Annotated in this window: 12 protein-coding genes; 7 read left to right on the top strand and 5 right to left on the bottom strand. The window is 67.5% G+C overall.

Going from position 1 to position 17,661, the window contains the following annotated elements; translation table 11 throughout:
- Window position 1 precedes the first annotated feature (1 nt).
- From LDB29_RS21555 to LDB29_RS21545, 3 genes are read right to left on the bottom strand one after another with little or no spacing between them, the layout of a single operon-like run.
- Window positions 2–634: a DUF1326 domain-containing protein gene (locus LDB29_RS21555; protein WP_025548464.1), complete on the bottom strand. Its 633-nt coding sequence runs from the start codon at window positions 632–634 to the stop codon at window positions 2–4.
- 38 nt (window positions 635–672) lie between these two features.
- The gene (locus tag LDB29_RS21550; protein ID WP_257557748.1) at window positions 673–1,821 is read right to left on the bottom strand and encodes a sterol desaturase family protein; all 1,149 of its coding nucleotides are present in this window, start codon (window positions 1,819–1,821) and stop codon (window positions 673–675) included.
- A gap of 53 nt (window positions 1,822–1,874) precedes the next feature.
- Window positions 1,875–2,474: a TetR/AcrR family transcriptional regulator gene (locus tag LDB29_RS21545; protein WP_257557746.1), complete on the bottom strand. Its 600-nt coding sequence runs from the start codon at window positions 2,472–2,474 to the stop codon at window positions 1,875–1,877.
- Window positions 2,475–2,583: 109 nt separating this feature from the next.
- Between LDB29_RS21545 and LDB29_RS21540 the strand changes: the two genes are divergently transcribed.
- The 3 genes from LDB29_RS21540 to LDB29_RS21530 are packed head-to-tail and all read left to right on the top strand — an operon-like array spanning window position 2,584 to window position 9,918.
- Window positions 2,584–5,607 carry a DUF2339 domain-containing protein gene (locus tag LDB29_RS21540; protein WP_257557743.1) on the top strand — a complete coding sequence of 1,008 codons (3,024 nt, stop codon included), beginning with the start codon at window positions 2,584–2,586 and terminating at the stop codon, window positions 5,605–5,607.
- A 24-nt stretch (window positions 5,608–5,631) separates the two neighbouring features.
- Window positions 5,632–9,027: an acyl-[ACP]--phospholipid O-acyltransferase gene (locus LDB29_RS21535; protein ID WP_257557741.1), complete on the top strand. Its 3,396-nt coding sequence runs from the start codon at window positions 5,632–5,634 to the stop codon at window positions 9,025–9,027.
- 45 nt (window positions 9,028–9,072) lie between these two features.
- On the top strand, window positions 9,073–9,918 hold the full coding sequence (locus LDB29_RS21530) for an oxygenase MpaB family protein (RefSeq protein WP_257557739.1): 846 nt from the start codon (window positions 9,073–9,075) through the stop codon (window positions 9,916–9,918).
- A 40-nt stretch (window positions 9,919–9,958) separates the two neighbouring features.
- Here the strand turns inward: LDB29_RS21530 and hutC are convergent, their stop codons facing one another.
- Complete coding sequence (gene hutC / locus LDB29_RS21525; RefSeq protein WP_044660992.1) at window positions 9,959–10,654, bottom strand: histidine utilization repressor; 696 nt, start codon at window positions 10,652–10,654, stop codon at window positions 9,959–9,961.
- Entirely contained in the window at window positions 10,651–11,979 is a 1,329-nt protein-coding gene (locus LDB29_RS21520; RefSeq protein ID WP_257557735.1) for a formimidoylglutamate deiminase, read from the bottom strand. The genes hutC and LDB29_RS21520 overlap by 4 nt, the downstream gene beginning before the upstream one ends.
- A gap of 302 nt (window positions 11,980–12,281) precedes the next feature.
- On the opposite strand from LDB29_RS21520, the gene hutI reads away from it, so the two are divergent.
- From hutI to hutU, 4 genes are all read left to right on the top strand, one after another.
- Complete coding sequence (gene hutI / locus LDB29_RS21515; RefSeq protein WP_257557733.1) at window positions 12,282–13,469, top strand: imidazolonepropionase; 1,188 nt, start codon at window positions 12,282–12,284, stop codon at window positions 13,467–13,469.
- Window positions 13,466–14,986: a histidine ammonia-lyase gene (gene hutH / locus LDB29_RS21510; protein ID WP_257557731.1), complete on the top strand. Its 1,521-nt coding sequence runs from the start codon at window positions 13,466–13,468 to the stop codon at window positions 14,984–14,986. Before hutI ends, hutH begins: the two co-directional genes overlap by 4 nt.
- Window positions 14,983–15,810 carry an N-formylglutamate deformylase gene (gene hutG, locus LDB29_RS21505; RefSeq protein ID WP_257557729.1) on the top strand — a complete coding sequence of 276 codons (828 nt, stop codon included), beginning with the start codon at window positions 14,983–14,985 and terminating at the stop codon, window positions 15,808–15,810. The genes hutH and hutG overlap by 4 nt, the downstream gene beginning before the upstream one ends.
- Before the next feature lie 121 nt (window positions 15,811–15,931).
- Window positions 15,932–17,599, top strand: a complete 1,668-nt coding sequence (hutU, locus tag LDB29_RS21500) for a urocanate hydratase (protein WP_257557727.1) — start codon at window positions 15,932–15,934, stop codon at window positions 17,597–17,599.
- Window positions 17,600–17,661 lie beyond the last annotated feature (62 nt).

Raw genomic sequence — 17,661 nt, 5'->3', positions numbered from 1 at the left:
GTCAGCCCCTGACGACGCCGTGGCTGTCGAGGTGGAGATAGGCGAACTGGCCGTAGCTCGCCGCATGGTCGAGCCGCATCGGCGCAATCGAGCGGCTGGCGCCGGAGCCGACCTCCGCCACTTCATATTCGAAGCCGTCGGGCAAGTGGATCTGGGCGCGGATTTCCGATCCGTCCACCGGGCTGCGGATCGGTTCGCCGTCCATTTCCAGATGGCCCGGGATGCGCAGGCGGCCCTTGCGTCCTTCCACGTCGACCTCAAAATCGACAGGAACGAAGCTGGGTTCGTGCATGGTGGCGATGGTGGAAGCGAAGACGGCGAAGACCGTCGCCATCGGAGCGGTGTCGCCGCCAGTCATGATCGTCAGCAGGGCATTGCGCTGCGCTTCTGTCGCCCGTTCGTCGACGAAGGCGGCACATTCCCCCTGCCCTTCATGGATCGGGCCGGGCCAGCGGAAGACTGCGGCGATATTGAGGCCCGACAGGTCGGTACTGCCGTGGCGCCCCTCATCGATGGCGAAGCCGAAGGCGGCCTGGCAATGCCCCTTGTCGGGCAGGCCGCCGAACTGGCAGTTGCAGCCATATTCACAGTTGCAGTTGGCGAATTCGCGGCCCTTGAGCATCCAGTAGACCATGGTCCGACTCCCCTGACAGCCGGAAGACCATAGCAGATTCACGCGGCCGCGTCGCGCTTTCGGCGGAAGGGATAGAGGAATTGCGCGCGATAGCCCTGGGGCACCTGTTCGGGCACGCCATAGCCGGTCGGCCATGCGCTGTCGGGCAGATGGTGGGTGCCGAACAGGCGGTCCAGCAAAGGGAAGTGGATCGCGAAATTCTTGTCGACCGCGACCTCCTCTATCGCATGATGCCAGTGGTGGAAGCGCGGCGTCGCGACGACCGCGCCCAGGCGGTTGAAGTCGCCGCGCAGATTGGCGTGGAGCAGCGAGGAGTAGATGTAGACGAAGCCGATATAGGCCTGCATCACCGATGGCGAGAAGCCGAAGGTGAGCAGCGGCAGCGATGTCACGCCGCGCAGGGCGATGATCTCGAAGAAATGCATGCGCGCGCCGGCGAGCCAATCCATGGACCTGGCCGAATGGTGCACGGCATGGAAACCCCAGAGGAAGGGGATGCGGTGGAAGGCGCGATGGAACCAATATTGGACGAAATCGGTCAGCAGCACCACTTCCAGGAACTGGAGCGGCCAGGGCTGGCCAGCGATCATGGCGCGGATGCCTGCGAGGCCGGCGGTGTTGGCGTTGATGAAGCTGGACGGCGCCAGCGCGAGGAAAGTGATGAGCTGCACCATCATCGAGCTGATCAGATAATAGAACAGGTCCTCCCGCCATTCCTGTCGGAACAGGCGCTGCTGCGCCCTATGTGGGAAGAGGCGCTCGATGGGGGCGAACATCAGGCCGGTGGCGACCATGTTGACGGCGAAGAAATCGACGCCGAAGAACACGCCCCAATCATGGGTCTCACGCGGCTGGACTTCCGCTCCGCCCAGCAGGGTGGCGAGCAGCGCGACGATGAGCGCGGTGGCGCCGATGGCTTTGCGTGTACGCAAAAGCAGGCTGAGCAATGCCAGCGCATAGCCGCCGATCAGCAGCGCATGGATCATGGGACGCAGCCCGCCCCATGCATGCAGCGCCGCCAGTTCGGGCGTCGAAAACCAGTCGGGCCAGCGTAGCGCCATGACCAGACAGAGCCCGGTGATGCTGAGCAACAGCGCGAAGAAGCCGGAAAACCAACCGCTGCCTAGGCGCCGCACGGCAAGGGGCGATTGCAGGTCGCGTTCCAGACTGTCGAACCAGTTTGCCATGATATGTCCCCTTTGCCTCCGGCTTGCCCCGCCTGCCGAGCCTGCTGCCTATGTTAAAGCTTCGCCCCTGCCGCCCTCAAGCTTTCCTTGACCCGCGCGGTGGCCATTTCGAGAGGGGCCGCCTCGCCCAAAAGGGCGAAGCTGCCGTTGAGCGCGAAGGTGCAATGGCCATGCACCGTCGCCACCAGCGAGCGGGCAAGGCGCGGTGCCACGTCCTTCGCATCCGGCGGCAGGACAGCCGCGACTTCGCGCACGACGACCTCCGTAAGGCCGGCGCGCTGGCGGGCATAATCATCCGGCATGGGAACGCCGGGCGGCAGGCGATGGTCGTAGATCGCCATCCAGATGTTCGTGTTTTCCGATGCGAAGCGGAAATAGCCCTCCACCAGCGCGGCGATCCTGTCCTGCGGCCGGCTGGCGAGACGCTGTTCCAGAAAGGCGGCCCAGAGGTCGAAGGTACGCGTGTTGATGGCGACGATCAGCCGGTCATAGCTGCCGAAGACATTGTAGAGCGTGCCCACCGAATAGCCGATGCGCTTCGCCACCTCCCGCGAGGAGAATTTGGCGAAACCGGACTCGGCCATGTGGCGATGGCCTTCCTCCAGGATGAGCGCCTCCAGTTGTTCGCGGCTATGGTCGGATCGTCTGCCCATGGACAAGCGGATAGAAGATCAATTGAACGCTGTCGAATTATTTTATTGAACGGTGTGTAATTTTTGGGTAGCTGAGACTCCATTGGCTGGGTTTGCAGGGGTTCGACTCATGCTTGTGACGCTGGTTCTGCTGGTTTTCGGAGTGATGCTGTTCGACATGCGCGGGCGGTTGAAGGCGGCCGAGCACAGGTTGACGCTGCTGGAAGGGGGGATTGGAGACGCGCCCTTCCCCGCTCGCTACCGGCACGCCGGCGGGGATGGAGATGACGATGCCGGGGTGAAGACGGCGGCGCCCGCAAGCGTCGTGGAGCGGCGGGTTGCCATGGACACCGCTCCCCCGCACCCCGTGCCTGCGGTCGTGATCGACCGTCGATCCAGCGAAGGCGCGACTCACTCTCCTGCGCGGTCCGCTTCGGATGAGGTTCGGGAGATGGATGCCCCCTTTCCCCCGGATGACGGGGAAAAGGCGGAAGGCATCGATATGGCAGCCGAGCGCCCGGCCCGCCCCTCCTTCAGCTTCGAGGACCTGTTCGGCCGCCGCCTTCCGATCTGGGCGGGCGGGGTGACGCTCGCCGTGGCTGGCGTGCTGCTGGTCAAATATTCGATCGATGCAGGGCTGCTCGCGCCGCTGGTGCGAGTGGTTCTGGGGCTGCTGTTCGGCGGAGCGCTGATCGGCGGGGCCGAGGCGGCGTTGCGGCTGGAGGATCGGGTCCGCGACGCGCGGGTGCGGCAGGCGCTGGCGGGTGCGGGGCTGGCGACGCTCTATGCCGCGATCCTGGCGGCGCACATGCTGTATGGGCTGGTCGGGCCGGGCATCGCCTTTGCGGGGCTTGCGGGCGTGACGGGGCTGGCCATGGCGCTGTCGCTGCGCTTTGGCGCGCCGAGTGCGCTGCTGGGGCTGGTCGGCGGTCTGGCGGCGCCCGCCCTGGTCGAGGCGGGGCAGCCCAATGTGCCCCTGCTGAGCTGTTATCTCGCGCTGGCGGTCGGTGGGCTTTGCGTGCTGTCGCGCACCCAGCGCTGGATGTGGCTGGGGGTGAGCGCGCTGGTCGGCGGGGCCGGCTGGGGCGTGGTCATGCTGGCGATGGGCGCGCTGGATTGGGCATCGTCGCTGTCGGTCGGGTTGCTGGTGCTGATGCTGGGAATGGCGTTGCCGGTCCTGGCCTTTTCCGGAACGCGGGCCGCGCCGCTGCGCATGGGCGCGGCCGTGGCGGCGGCGGGCCAGATGGCGGCGCTGGTGGCGACGGGCGGCTTCGGCCTGCTGCAATGGGGATTGTTCGGGCTGCTGTCGCTCATGCTGGTGTGGCTGGGGCGGGACGCGGCCTTGCGGCCGCTGGCGGCGATCGGCGCCGGTGTCGCGCTGCTGCTGGCGGCGGTGTGGCCGCAGCCGGAAATGGGCCACTTCGCCCTGGTGATGCTGGGCATGGTGGCGATTTATGGCGGCGCGGCCCTGCTGCGGGTCTGGCGCGGCGCTCTGGTCGAGGCGGGACAGATCGCAGGACTGGCGCTGGGTGGATTTGCCGTCGCGCTGGGGCAATGCTGGCGGGTCGGGCTGGACGGGGAATTCGCCCTGCTGGCGCTGGCGGCCGCCGGATTGCCGGGCGCGGCCATGGCGATGGGCTGGCGATGCGGGACGCGGCGGGAGGATGCGCGCTTCGTGACGCTGGCGAGCGCCGCGGCGCTGCTGCTGGTGGTGGCCGGCGGGCTGGGGCTGCCGGAGTGGAGTCTGGCCATGGTGATCGCTGCGGTTGCAGCCGCGCTGCTGAGGTTGGCGGCGCTGGCGGAGGACCGGCGGGTCGAATGGAGCGGCTGGGGCTTCGCCTTCGGCGCGCTGGTGGTTCTGGCCGGATCGGACGATGTCGTCCGGCTGTGGGGAGAGGCGGCGGATGAGCCGGGCTGGCAGGGGGTGATGCGTTGGGCGGCGGGAGCGGCAATGGCGGCGCTGTTCGCCTGGCGGGCGCGCTTTGCCGAGGGGCGGATGGTCGCGCAGGGCGTGGCCGTGCTGCTCGCCTATGGGGCCGTGGCGCAGACGGTGCCGGCGCTCTGGGTGCCGGTGGGACTCGCGCTGGGGCTGGCCATGCTGGCGGAAGGAGCGCGGCGGCTGGCCGTCAGGCGAATGGCGCCCGCCCTGGGGGTGGCCTTGGCGCTGGTGGCGCTATGGGCCGCCTGGCCCCTGGGGATTTGGCTGGGCCGGGTGTTGCTGTCGCTGGTGGGTGAACCCGTGCTGGTGCGGGACTTGCCCGGAATAGGCGAGGTGGCGCGGCGGATCGCCTTGCCGGCGATGGCGCTGGGCCTTGCCCTGTGGCGGGGCGGTTCCGCCGTGGATGCGGTCGGGCGGCGGATCGGCTGCTGTGTCGCGGCGGTGCTTGGCGGAGCGGCGGCGCATGTCGCATTCAAGCAGCTTTTCGCTTTGGGGAGCCTGGCGGAGGTGACGCGCCTTGCCCTGGCGGAGCGCACGCTTTGGGAGGCTGTGCTGATGGGCCTGGGTTTCGTTGCGTTGCGGGGCCGGATCGCGCTGGCCCGATTCCATCCGTTGCGGAAAGCCGGGGAGAATGTCGAGCGCGCGGTCGGGACATGCCTCATCGCGGCGGGATTGGGGCATTTGCTGGTTTATTCGGTGGTGCTGCACAACCCGCTCTGGTTCCCGCAGGCGGTGGGGCGTTGGCCCCTCCTCAATCTGCTGCCGGTGGTGCTGGCCCTTGCCTTCGTGGCGCTGAAGGTGGCGGATGGCTGGTCACGGCGTATGGCGGATGGCGTGCGGATGGCCTTGATCGCGCTGTTCGGCGTGGCGCTGCTGCGGCAGCTTTTCGTCGGATCGCTGCTGACCGTGCGCGGAGTGGGCCAGGTGGAGGATATTCTCCGTTCGGTGCTCGCATTGGCGCTCGCCATCGGCTTCCTGCTCTGGGGCATCCGCGGGCAGGCGCAGGCCGAAAACGCCAGGGACTGGCGCATCGCTTCGCTGCTGCTGATGCTGTTCGCCGTGGCCAAGGTGTTCCTGTTCGATGCGTCCGGGCTGACCGGGTTGCTGCGGATCGCATCCTTCCTTGCCCTGGGCTTCAGCCTGATCGGCATCGGATGGCTCTATAATCGCCTGTTGCGGGAGCCGGTTAACAACTCCGCGACTATTGCTGCATAATGCGTGAAGGACGGGGGTAAGAAAATGTCCGCACCTGATCTGTCTTTGCTAGGTAAACGCCGTTTTGCGCCCTTGTTCGTGGTGCAGTTCCTGGGCGCGTTCAACGACAATCTGTTGAAGTTCGCGCTGCTGTTCCTCGCCAATTTCAGCCTCTATCGGGCCGAGCCCGACAAGGCGGAGATGCTGGCGACCATCGCCACAGGCCTGTTCATCCTGCCCTATTTCCTCTTTTCCGCGCTGGCCGGGCAACTGGCCGACGCCTGGGACAAGGCGAAACTGGTGCGGGCGGTGAAGGCGGCGGAGATCGTCATCATGGCCCTCGCCGTCACTGGATTCTGGCTGGAATCGGTGCCGGTTCTGCTGTCCTGCCTGTTCCTGATGGGGCTGCATTCGACCATCTTCGGGCCGGTCAAATTTTCCATCCTGCCGCAGCATCTGCGTGCAGACGAGATCATGGGCGGCACCGGCCTGATCGAGGCGGGCACCTTCCTTGCGATATTGAGCGGGCAGTTGCTGGCCGGGGTGATCCCGCCCTGGGAAGCGGGACTGGTGGCGGTGGGGCTGGCGACGCTCGGTTTCCTGGCCAGCCTGGCGGTGCCGGCCGCGCCGACCGTGGTGCCGGGCCTTCGGATCGAGCGGAACATCTTCAGGAGCACCTGGCATATATTGAAGGCGGCGCGGCATGGGCGCGGCGTGTGGCTGTCGATCCTGGGGATAAGCTGGTTCTTCGCCGTGGGCGCGGTATTGCTGGCGGAGTTCGCGCCGCTGGTGAGCGGGGTGCTGAAGGCGAAGCAGGAGGTCGCGACCTTCTTCCTGCTGATCTTCTCGGTCAGCGTGGCGCTGGGGTCGATGCTGGTCAACCGGCTGCTGGGCGGGCAGGTTTCGGCGCGCTTCGTGCCGGTATCCGCGCTGGCGCTGGCCGGGTTCATGATCGACCTGTGGCTGTCGACCGGTTCCTATGCGCCGATGCATTCGGGCGCTGGCATAGCCGAATTCGTCGGGTCGCCGGGAAGCTGGCGGATCATGGTCGATCTGTTCGGCATCGCCTTTTCAGGCGGCATGTTCATCGTGCCGCTCTACGCGATCCTCCAGACGCACAGCCCGCGCGAGGAACGGTCGCGCACCATTGCGGCCAACAACATCGTCAACGCGGCGGTCACGGTGGCGGTCGTCACGGCGGTGACGGCGATGCTGGCGCGGGGCGAGAGCGTGCCCGGCGTGATCGGGGTGATGGGCTTCGCCACGCTGGCGGTGGCGCTGATCAGTTGCTGGCTGCTGCCGGAGACGGTGATCAAGGCGATCGTGCGCGGGATGTTGCGGCTCTGCTATCGGGTGGAGGTGCTGGGCGCCGGGAATATGCCCGGCGTGGGCGAACCGGCGGTCGTCGTGGTCAACCATGTGTCCTTCCTGGACGGCCTGCTGCTGGCGGCCTTCCTGCCGGGGAAGCCCACCTTCGCGGTGCATACGCGGATTGCCAGGGCGTGGTGGGTAAAACCGTTCCTGTCGCTGTTCGACGCCTTTCCGGTCGATCCCACCAATCCGCTGTCGGCCAAGGCGATGGTGAAGGCGGTGCGCGAGGGGCGGACGCTGGTGATCTTTCCGGAGGGGCGGATCACCGTCACCGGCGCTTTGATGAAGGTGTTCGATGGCCCCGGCATGGTCGCGGACAAGGCCGACGCGCCGATCATTCCGGTCCGGATCGACGGCGCGCAGTTCACGCCCTTCTCGCGGCTCAGGGGCAAGGTCCGGCTGCGGCGCTTTCCCAGGATCACGCTCACCGTCCTGCCGCCACGCCGCTTCGCCATCGAGGGCGAGATGACGGCGCGGGCACGGCGCGCGATCGCGGGGCGGCGGCTCTATGACGAGATGAGCCAGATGATGTTCGCGACGTCGGACACGGACAGGACATTGTTCGAGGCGCTGCTGGAGGCGTGCCATGTGCATGGGCGCGGGTCGGCCATCGTCGAGGATGTGAAGCGCGAACCGCTGAGCTATGGGCGGCTGGTGACGGGGTCGCTGGTGCTGGGGCGGGTCATGGCGCGTTCGACGCGGCAGGGCGAGGCGGTCGGCGTGCTGCTGCCCAATGTCGCCGGGGTGGCGGTGGCCTTCTTTGCCTTGCAGGCGGGTGGGCGGGTGCCGGCGATGCTGAACTTCACCGCCGGGCTGGCGAACCTGAAGGCGGCGTGCACGGCGGCCGGCATTCGGACGGTGGTGTCGGCGCGGGCCTTTGTCGAGCAGGGCAAGCTCGGCGACGTCGTCGCGGGGTTGGAGGCGGAGGGGATCGCCTTCCTCTGGCTGGAGGATGTGGCGGCAGGCATTGGAACCGGGGCGAAGCTGCGCGGGCTGGTCGCCAGCCGCTTTGCCGGGCGGGCGCATGGGCGGCTCAAGGTTTCGCCGGACGATGCGGCGGTGATCCTGTTCACCAGCGGGTCGGAGGGGCTGCCCAAGGGCGTGGTGCTGACGCATCGCAACCTTCTGTCCAACTGCCGGCAATTAGCGGCGAGGATCGACTTCAATTCGGCCGACGTGGTGCTGAACGCCCTGCCGGTATTCCATAGTTTCGGGCTGACCGGCGGGACGTTGCTGCCGATCTTCCATGGGGTGAGGACGCTGCTCTATCCCAGCCCGCTGCATTATCGGATCGTGCCGGCGCTCGCCTATGACGCCAATGCGACGATCCTGTTCGGGACCGACACCTTCCTGTCGGGCTATGCGCGGATGGCGCATGGCTATGACTTCTACTCGCTGCGCTACATCTTCGCGGGCGCGGAGCGGGTGCGGGACGAGACGCGGAAAATCTATGCTGAGAAGTTCGGGCTGCGCATCCTGGAGGGCTATGGCGCGACCGAGGCGGGGCCGGTGATCGCGGTCAACACGCCGATGCACTTCCGCGCCGGGTCGGTCGGGCGGCTGTTGCCGGGGATAGAGGCGCGGCTGGACGATGTGCCGGGGATCGAGGAAGGCGGGCGGCTTTCGATCCGGGGGCCGAACATCATGGCGGGCTATATGAAGGCCGATGCGCCGGGCGTGCTGCAACCGCCGGAAGGGGGCTGGCACGATACCGGCGACATCGTGACCATCGACGATCAGGGCTTTGTGACGATCCGGGGGCGTGCGAAGCGCTTTGCGAAGATCGGCGGCGAGATGGTCTCGCTGCCCGCCGTGGAGGGCTATGCCTCTGCCGTGTGGCCGGATGCGGACCATGCGGTGGTGACGCGGCCCGATGCGCGCAAGGGGGAGCAACTGGTGCTGTTCACGACCGCGCGGGATGCGAAGGCGGCCGCGTTGCAGGCCTGGGGGAAGGCGCATGGGGTGGCGGAGCTGGCCCTGCCCCGGGACATCCGCGTGCTGGATGCGCTGCCGCTGCTGGGAACCGGGAAGACCGACTATGCGTCCATGACCCAGATGGCGGCCGGGTAGGACAGATCCTTCCTGCGCCGAAGGCATGGGAAGGATTGGGTGTTGGTGGAACGGCCTTCTCATCTGGTGCGGCGGTTGCTGGTGCGCCAGGTGCGGGGCGTGTTCCATGACAGCGCCCGGGGAGAGGCGCCGGTCGTCGCTTCGGACCGGGCGCTCTATCCGCCGGGGTCGGTGATCCGGCGGGTGCATGGCGACGTCACCGGCATGATGATCGGCGGGGTCGGTGCATTGCTGCTCCAGATGCTGCATCCGGCCGCCCTTGCCGGGATTTGGGACCACAGCCGGTTCCGTGACGACATGCTGGGGCGGTTGCGGCGGACGGCGCGGTTCATTGCCGTCACCACCTATGCCGAACGGGCCGAGGCGGAAGAAGCGATCGCGCGGGTGCGACAGGTGCATGAGCATGTGCGCGGGACGCTGGCGGACGGGACGGCCTATGCGGCGGGCGATCCCCGGCTGCTGGCCTGGGTGCATGTCTGCGAGGCGACGAGCTTTCTCGACGCATGGATGACCTATGGCGAACCGTTCATGCCGCTGGCGGAGCAGGACCGCTATTTTGCCGAGGCGGCGCTGGTGGCGCGGGCCCTGGGGGCCGATCCGGTGCCGGACTGCCGGGCCGAGGCGGTGGCGCTGATGGCGCGTTTTCGCGGCGAGCTGGCAGCGACGGAACGGACGCGGGAGGTGGCGCGGATCGTGCTGCGGCAGCCAGCGCCCTTGCTGGGGCTGATGCCGGCGCAGGCGATGATGATGCAGGCCGCGGTGGCGCTGCTGCCGGGTTGGGCGCGGCGGATGCATGGCTTTTCGATGCCGGTCCTGGCGCGGCCGCTGGTCCGGGCGGGGGCCTTTGCGCTGGCGGGAACGATGCGCTGGGCGTTTCGCGGCCAAGATTGATCGCAGCTGCCCGTGGGGGCTGGAATGACGGAAGCGGGGTTCAGGCGTTGAAATGGGCGACGAGGGCGTAGCGTTCGCCGGGGTAGAGCAGGCGGGCGTAGGTGATGCGTTCCCCGCCGCGCCAGGTCCAGCGTTCCAGCGCCAGGCAGGCGGCGTTTTGCGGGACGTCGAGGGCGTCCGCCGTCTCCGGACCGGCGTTGAGGGCGGTGATGCGATGTTCCGCCTCCGTCCAGGGGACATGGGCGAGCAGCCAGGAGCCCGGAGGTTCGGCGCTGAAATCCACCTCGGCCGCTTCGGGAACGGCGCGGAGGTTGATGAGGCGGGTTTCCGTCGCATAGGGCAAATCCTGGGCGAAGTGGCGGCATTCCAGAGCGAGCAGATCGCCGTCGGGCACGCGCAGCAGCGCCTTGTCTTCCGCGCTTGCCCGGCGGCGCTCGCGACGGATGAGGTCGAGGCGGTAGCTGAGGCCCTGCCCTTCCACTTCGGCGCGGATGTCCGGGATTTCCAGCGCGGCACGGTGGAAGCGGGGCGCGGCGACGAAGGTGCCCGCGCGCTTTCGGCTTTCGAGCAGGCCCGACTGCACGAGCGCGCGCAGCGCCTTGTTCACCGTCATGCGGGAGCAGCCATAGGCGTCCATCCATTCCGCCTCCGTCGGGATGCGGTGGCCGGGGCGCCATTCGCCCGACATGATGCGGCTTTCGATGTCGCGGCGGATGCGGCGGTGGAGCGGGGTCAATCGAGCAGGGCCTTGAGAAGTTGGGTGTAGCGCGCCTCTATGGCGGGGCGGGCATGGTGGAGGCCTGCGGTAACGCGCCTGACGCCGGCGCACCAGACGCTATCGATCTGGGCGCGGGCGAAGATCCAGCTGTCGAGCAGGCGGTCGCCGGAGCGGGCGGCGGTGGTGGGCTGGCCGGGGCGGAGGGTGACGATGTCGGCGCGGGCGCCCGGCGTGAGGGTGGCGGGGGGATGGCCGAGCGCCTGGGCGCCTTTCCGGGCATGATGGTAGAGGCTGGCGCCGGTTGACTGGCCTGGGGCGGTGAGGAGGTTGCGGGCCTGGTGGGTCAGGCGCTGGCCATATTCGAGCAGGCAGAGTTCGGCGGCGGCATCGATCCGGATATTTGAGTCTGAGCCTATGCCGATGCGGCCGCCCTGGGCAAGGAAAGCGCGGGCGGGGAAGAGGCCGTCGCCCAGATTGGCTTCGGTGATGGGGCAAAGGCCGACGGTGGCGGCGCTTTTCGCGATGGCGTTCCGTTCGCTGTCGGCGATGTGGGTGGCGTGGATCAGGCACCAGCGTTGGTCGACCTCCGCATGGTTCATGAGCCATTCGACCGGGCGCTGGTTGCTCCAGGCGCGGCAGGCTTCGACCTCCGCGCGCTGTTCCGCGATGTGGATGTGGATGGGGCCGTCCGGCGCCAGCGCGGTGATGGCGGCGAGTTCCTGCGGGGTGACGGCGCGCAGGCTGTGGGGAGCGACGCCCAGGGTCGCGTTCAGGGGTTTCAGGGCTTCCAGCAGGCGGGCGTAGCTGTCGGGGGTGTGGAGGAAGCGGCGTTGGCCTTCCGTCGGGGGGACGCCGCCGAAATTCGAGTGGGCGTAGAAGACCGGGAGCAGGGTGAGGGCGATGCCGGTGTCGCCGGCTGCCTGCGCGATGGCTTCGGCCATGGCGGCGGGGTTGGCGTAGGGCGCGCCGCTGGGGTCGTGGTGGAGATAGTGGAATTCCCCGACGCTGGTGAAGCCGCTTTCGAGCATTTCGGCATAGGCCAGGGCGGCGATGGCGTGGAGGCCTTCGGGGTTCAGGCGGTCGAGGAAGCGGTACATCGCCTCGCGCCAGGTCCAGAAGCTGTCCTGTCCCTCCCCTGCCCTTTCGGTGAGGCCGGCCATGGCGCGCTGGAAGGCGTGGCTGTGGACATTGGGGAGACCGGCGAAGGCGGGGCCGTGGCGTTCGTCGCCGGGTTCGGGGGGAATTCCATGAACGATCCGGTCAATGAACCGGCCTTTCAGAATCATGCGGACGGAAGGACGCCAGCCTTCGGGGAGGAGAGCCTGTTCGAACCAGAGCGCCATTTCGATTTCCCCTCTCCAAAGGCATGGGATTGGCCGGAGATGGCTAATCCAAGACATTCCCCTCCCGTAAACGGGAGGGGTTGGGGGTGGGCGCGAGCGTAGCGAGCTTCTGACTTAGCCGTTGAAAATTCACGCTGATGTCGCGCCAGCCCACCCCCTAGCCCCCTCCCGCCTGCGGGAGGGGGAATGTCCTGATTCCACCCTGTTTCCGTTTCCAACCTGAATCCTTGCGCGCTCTGGACAATGGTGATCTGCTCCATTTATGTATATACATTATTGAGTCGGCGCCAGTGGAAATGACGATGCGGCCTGCCTGCGACAGAATCTGGACCCATGCGCGTCTTGCGACTTTGCGGGATGGGGTGGGTGTCGTCGAAGACGGCGCGGTGGGGGTGCGGGATGGCTTGATCAGCTATGTCGGCAGTGCGGACGGCGCGCCGGATGCGGTCGAGACGATCGATTGCGAAGGGCGGTGGATCACGCCGGGGCTGATCGATTGCCATACGCATCTGGTGCATGGCGGGGATCGGGCGGCGGAGTTCGAGATGCGGCTGGCCGGGGCCAGCTATGAGGAGATAGCGCGGGCCGGGGGTGGGATTTTGTCCACCATGCAGGCCACGCGGGAGGCGAGCGAGGATGCGCTGGTCGAAAGCGCCCTGCCCCGGTTGGATGCGTTGATCGCCGAAGGCGTCACGACCGTCGAGGTGAAGTCGGGCTATGGGCTGGACCTTGAGAATGAGGTCAAGATGCTGCGGGCGGCGCGGCGGTTGGGGAGCGAGCGGGCCGTTTCCATCAGGACCAGTTTTCTGGGCGCGCATGCCCTGCCGCCGGAATTTTCAGGCGACGCGGACGGCTATATCGATCTGGTCTGCGGCATGTTGCCGGAGATCGCGCCGCTGGCCGACGCGGTGGATGGGTTTTGCGAGGGGATCGGCTTTTCCCCGGCGCAGATCGGAAGGCTGTTCGAGGCGGCCGGGCGGCTGGGGCTGCCGGTGAAATTGCATGCGGAGCAATTGTCGAACAGCCGGGGGGCGGAACTGGCGGCGCGGCATGGGGCGCTTTCCGCCGATCATCTGGAGCATCTGGATGCGGCGGGGGTGGCGGCCATGGCGCGGGCGGGGACCGTCGCGGTGCTTTTGCCGGGGGCCTTTTACTTCATGCGCGACACGCAGGCGCCGCCGGTCGAGGCCTTGCGGCGGGCGGGCGTGCCCATGGCGGTCGCGACCGACTGCAATCCGGGGACCGCGCCGCTGACGTCGCTGCTGCTGGCGATGAACATGGGGGCGACCCTGTTCCGGCTGACCGTCGAGGAATGCCTGGCCGGGGTGACGCGGGAGGCAGCGCGGGCGCTGGGGATGCTGGAGCGGGTCGGGACTTTGGAGGTCGGCAAGCGGTGCGACCTTGCCGTCTGGGACATCGAGCGGCCGGCGGAACTGGTGTATCGCATGGGGTATAACCCGCTCCATACGCGTGTGTGGAGAGGACGATGAAGCTGGTTCCGGGCGCGGTTTCGCTGGGGCAATGGCGGGCGATTTACGAGGGCGCGGCGGTGGTGCTGGACCCGGCCTGCGCGCCCCGCATCGCGGCGGGCGCGGCGGCGGTCGAGCGGATATTGGCGCGGCATGAGCCGGTCTACGGCATCAATACCGGCTTCGGGAAGCTGGCGAGCGTCAGGATTGGCGACGACGATCTGGCGGTGCTTCAGCGCAATATCGTGCTGAGCCATGCGGCGGGGACCGGCGCCCCCTCCCCCGTGCCGGTGGTGCGGTTGATGATGGCGTTGAAGCTGGCGAGTCTGGCGCAGGGCGCTTCGGGCGTTCGGCCGGGGACGGTGGCTTTGCTGGAGGCGATGGTGGCGCGGGGCCTGATTCCTGTGGTGCCTGCGCAGGGATCGGTGGGGGCGAGCGGGGATCTGGCTCCCTTGGCGCATATGACCGCCGCGATGATCGGGGTTGGGGAGATCTGGGTTTCGGGCGAGCGGGTGCCTGCCCTTGAGGCATTGGCGCGGGCCGGGTTGGGGCCGGTGGAATTGGGGCCGAAAGAAGGGCTGGCGCTGCTCAACGGGACGCAGTTTTCGACGGCGAATGCCTTGGCCGGGTTGTTCGGGGCGGACCGGTTGTTCCGGACGGCGCTGGTGACGGGGGCGCTCTCGACCGAGGCGGCCAAGGGGACCGACGCGCCGTTCGATCCGCGCATTCACCGGCTGCGGCGGCATGCGGGGCAGATGGCGGTGGGAGAGGCTCTGGCGGCGCTGATGGCGGGGTCAGCCATTCGCGCTTCGCATCGGGCGGACGATCCACGGGTGCAGGACCCCTATTGCCTGCGCTGCCAGCCGCAGGTGATGGGGGCGGCGCTGGACGTGATGCGCTCAGCCGGGGCGATGCTGGAGACGGAAGCCAATGGGGTTTCGGACAATCCCCTGATCTTCGCAGAGACGGACGAGGCGCTTTCGGGCGGGAATTTCCATGCGGAGCCGGTGGCTTTTGCGGCGGACATGATCGCCATGGCGCTGTGCGAGATCGGTTCGATCGCCGAGCGGCGGATCGCGATGCTGGTCGACCCGGCCCTGTCGGGACTGCCCGCCTTTTTGACGCCCCGGCCGGGGTTGAATTCGGGCTTCATGATTCCGCAGGTGACGGCGGCGGCCCTGGTGTCCGAAAACAAGCAGCGGGCCTTTCCCGCGAGCGTGGACAGCATTCCGACTTCGGCCAATCAGGAGGATCATGTGTCGATGGCGGCGCATGGGGCGCGGCGGCTGGCGGAGATGGTGGCGAATGCGGAAGCCGTGATCGGGATCGAGCTTCTGGCGGGGACGCAGGGGTGCGATTTTCATGCGCCCTTGCGGTCTTCGCAGGCGCTGGAGCGGGTGCGGGCGAGGCTGCGCGGGCAAGTGCCGCATCTGGAGGAGGACCGGCATTTCCATGCCGATATGGAGGCGGCCAATCTTCTCGTGCGCGGCGGGGCTGTCGTGGAGGCGGCGGGGCTGGACCTGCCGGGGGTGCTGTGACGGACTGGCTGACGGTCGAGCGGGGCGAGGCTCCGCTGGTGGTGGCCCTGCCGCATGCGGGGACCGATCTGATGGATGTGGAGGGCGCGTTTCGTTCGCCGGAAGTGGCGCGGCGGGATGCGGACTGGTGGGTGGACCGGCTTTACGGCTTTGCCGGGGATTTGGGCGCGACCGTGGTGCGGACCGGGGTGTCGCGCAGCGTTGTCGATGTGAATCGCGATCCTTCGGGGGCTTCGCTTTATCCGGGGATGGCGACGACGGAATTATGTCCGACGACGACTTTCGATGGGGAGGCGCTTTATCCGGGGGATGGGCCGGACGAGGCGGAGATCGCGCGGCGGCGGGAGCGGTGGTTCGATCCCTATCATGCAGCGCTGGCGGGGGAGATTGATCGGCTGCGGGCGCGGCATGGGCGGGTGGTTGTCTATGACGCGCATTCGATCCGCAGCCATGTGCCCCGGCTGTTCGAGGGGGAGTTGCCGCTGTTCAATATCGGGACTTTCGATGGGGTGAGTTGTTCGGCGGTGCTGGCGGGCGCGGTGGAGGCGGTTTGCGCGGCCAGCGGGTGGAGCCATGTGGTGGACGGGCGCTTCAAGGGGGGGTGGACGACGCGGCATTATGGGGCGCCGGAGCGGGGCATTCATGCGATCCAGATGGAATTGGCGATGCGGGGCTATCTGGATGAAGGCGCGGGGTGGCCGCCGGTTTTCGATGCCGGGCGGGCGTCGGGGACGATCGCGGTGCTTCGGGAGGTTTTGGGGGGGTGTTTGCGGTTTGCGGAAGGGGGTGGCTCATTCCCCCTCCCGCAGGCGGGAGGGGGGTAGGGGGTGGGCTGGCGCAACGCCTGCGGGCATTGGCTGGAGCGGAAGCTCGCTGCGCTCGCACCCACCCCCGGCCCCTCCCGCCTGCGGGAGGGGAGCAGAAACGCCATGGTGAGGATGTTCGATGACTCGGATCGATAATAGTCGTGTTGTTCGGCCCGATACCGGGACCACGCTCAGGGCCAGGAGTTGGTTGACCGAGGCGCCTTTGCGGATGCTGATGAACAATCTGCATCCCGATGTGGCGGAGCGGCCGGAGGAGCTGGTCGTCTATGGCGGGATCGGGCGGGCGGCGCGGGATTGGGAGAGTTATGACCGGATCGTCGAGACGCTGACGCGGCTGGAGGAGGACCAGACGCTGCTGGTGCAGTCGGGGAAGCCGGTGGGGGTGTTCCGGACGCATGCGGATGCGCCGCGGGTGTTGATCGCCAATTCCAATCTGGTGCCGCATTGGGCGAATTGGGCGCATTTCAACGAACTCGATCGGCGTGGCCTCGCCATGTACGGGCAGATGACGGCGGGGTCGTGGATTTATATCGGCACGCAGGGGATCGTGCAGGGCACCTATGAGACTTTCGTCGAGATGGGGCGGCAGCATTATCAGGGCGACCTTTCGGGCAAGTGGCTGCTGACCGCCGGGCTGGGCGGCATGGGGGGCGCGCAGCCCCTGGCGGCGGTGATGGCGGGGGCTTCCTGCCTCGCGGTGGAGTGTCAGCCGAGCCGGATCGAGATGCGGTTGCGGACGGGCTATCTGGATGTGGCGGCTTCCTCGATTGACGAGGCCTTGGCGATCATCGGGGAGAGTTGCCGGGAGAAGAAGCCGGTTTCGGTGGGGTTGCTGGGCAATGCGGCGGAGGTCTTGCCGGAACTGTTCCGGCGGGGGGTGCGGCCCGATCTGCTGACCGACCAGACCAGCGCGCATGATCCGGTGAACGGCTATCTGCCCATCGGGTGGACCGTGGCGGAGTGGATCGAGCGGCGGGAGCACGAGCCTGAGGCGGTGGCCAGGGCGGCGAAGGCGAGCATGGCGGTGCATGTGCGGGCGATGCTCGACTTTCAGGCGGCGGGGGTGCCGACGACCGATTATGGCAATAATATCCGCCAGATGGCGAAGGATGAGGGGGTCGAAAACGCCTTCGATTTTCCGGGGTTCGTGCCGGCCTATATCCGGCCCCTGTTCTGCCGGGGGGTTGGGCCGTTTCGCTGGGCCGCGCTGTCGGGCGATCCGGAGGATATTGTCCGGACCGACGCCAAGGTGAAGGAATTGCTGCCCGATGACGCGCATCTGCATCGGTGGCTGGACATGGCGCGGGAGCGGATACGCTTTCAGGGACTGCCAGCGCGGATCTGCTGGGTGGGACTGGGGGACCGGCATCGGTTGGGGTTGGCCTTTAACGAGATGGTGGCGAAGGGAGAGTTGAAGGCGCCGGTGGTGATTGGGCGGGATCATCTGGATTCGGGGTCGGTGGCCTCGCCCAATCGGGAGACGGAGGCGATGATGGACGGGTCGGATGCGGTGAGCGACTGGCCTTTGTTGAATGCGATGTTGAATGTGGCTTCGGGGGCGACATGGGTTTCGCTGCATCATGGCGGCGGGGTCGGCATGGGCTATTCGCAGCATGCGGGCATGGTGATCGTCGCGGATGGAACCGAGGCGGCGGCCAGGCGATTGGAACGGGTGTTGTGGAACGATCCGGCGACCGGCGTGATGCGGCATGCGGATGCGGGCTATGAGATCGCCCGGACCTGCGCGCGGGAGAAGGGGTTGGACCTGCCGGGAATATTGGGATGAGGCTGTTTCAGATTTTTGGGTGATGTGATGATCCTGTTTCAGGAAATCGGGGAATTGGCGCG

The sequence above is a fragment of the Sphingobium sp. CFD-2 genome, assembly GCF_024611135.1.
GTDB classification, from domain to species: domain Bacteria; phylum Pseudomonadota; class Alphaproteobacteria; order Sphingomonadales; family Sphingomonadaceae; genus Sphingobium; species Sphingobium fuliginis.
Note: the sequence above shows the minus strand (reverse complement) of the source record. Positions and strands in the feature narration are given on the sequence as shown.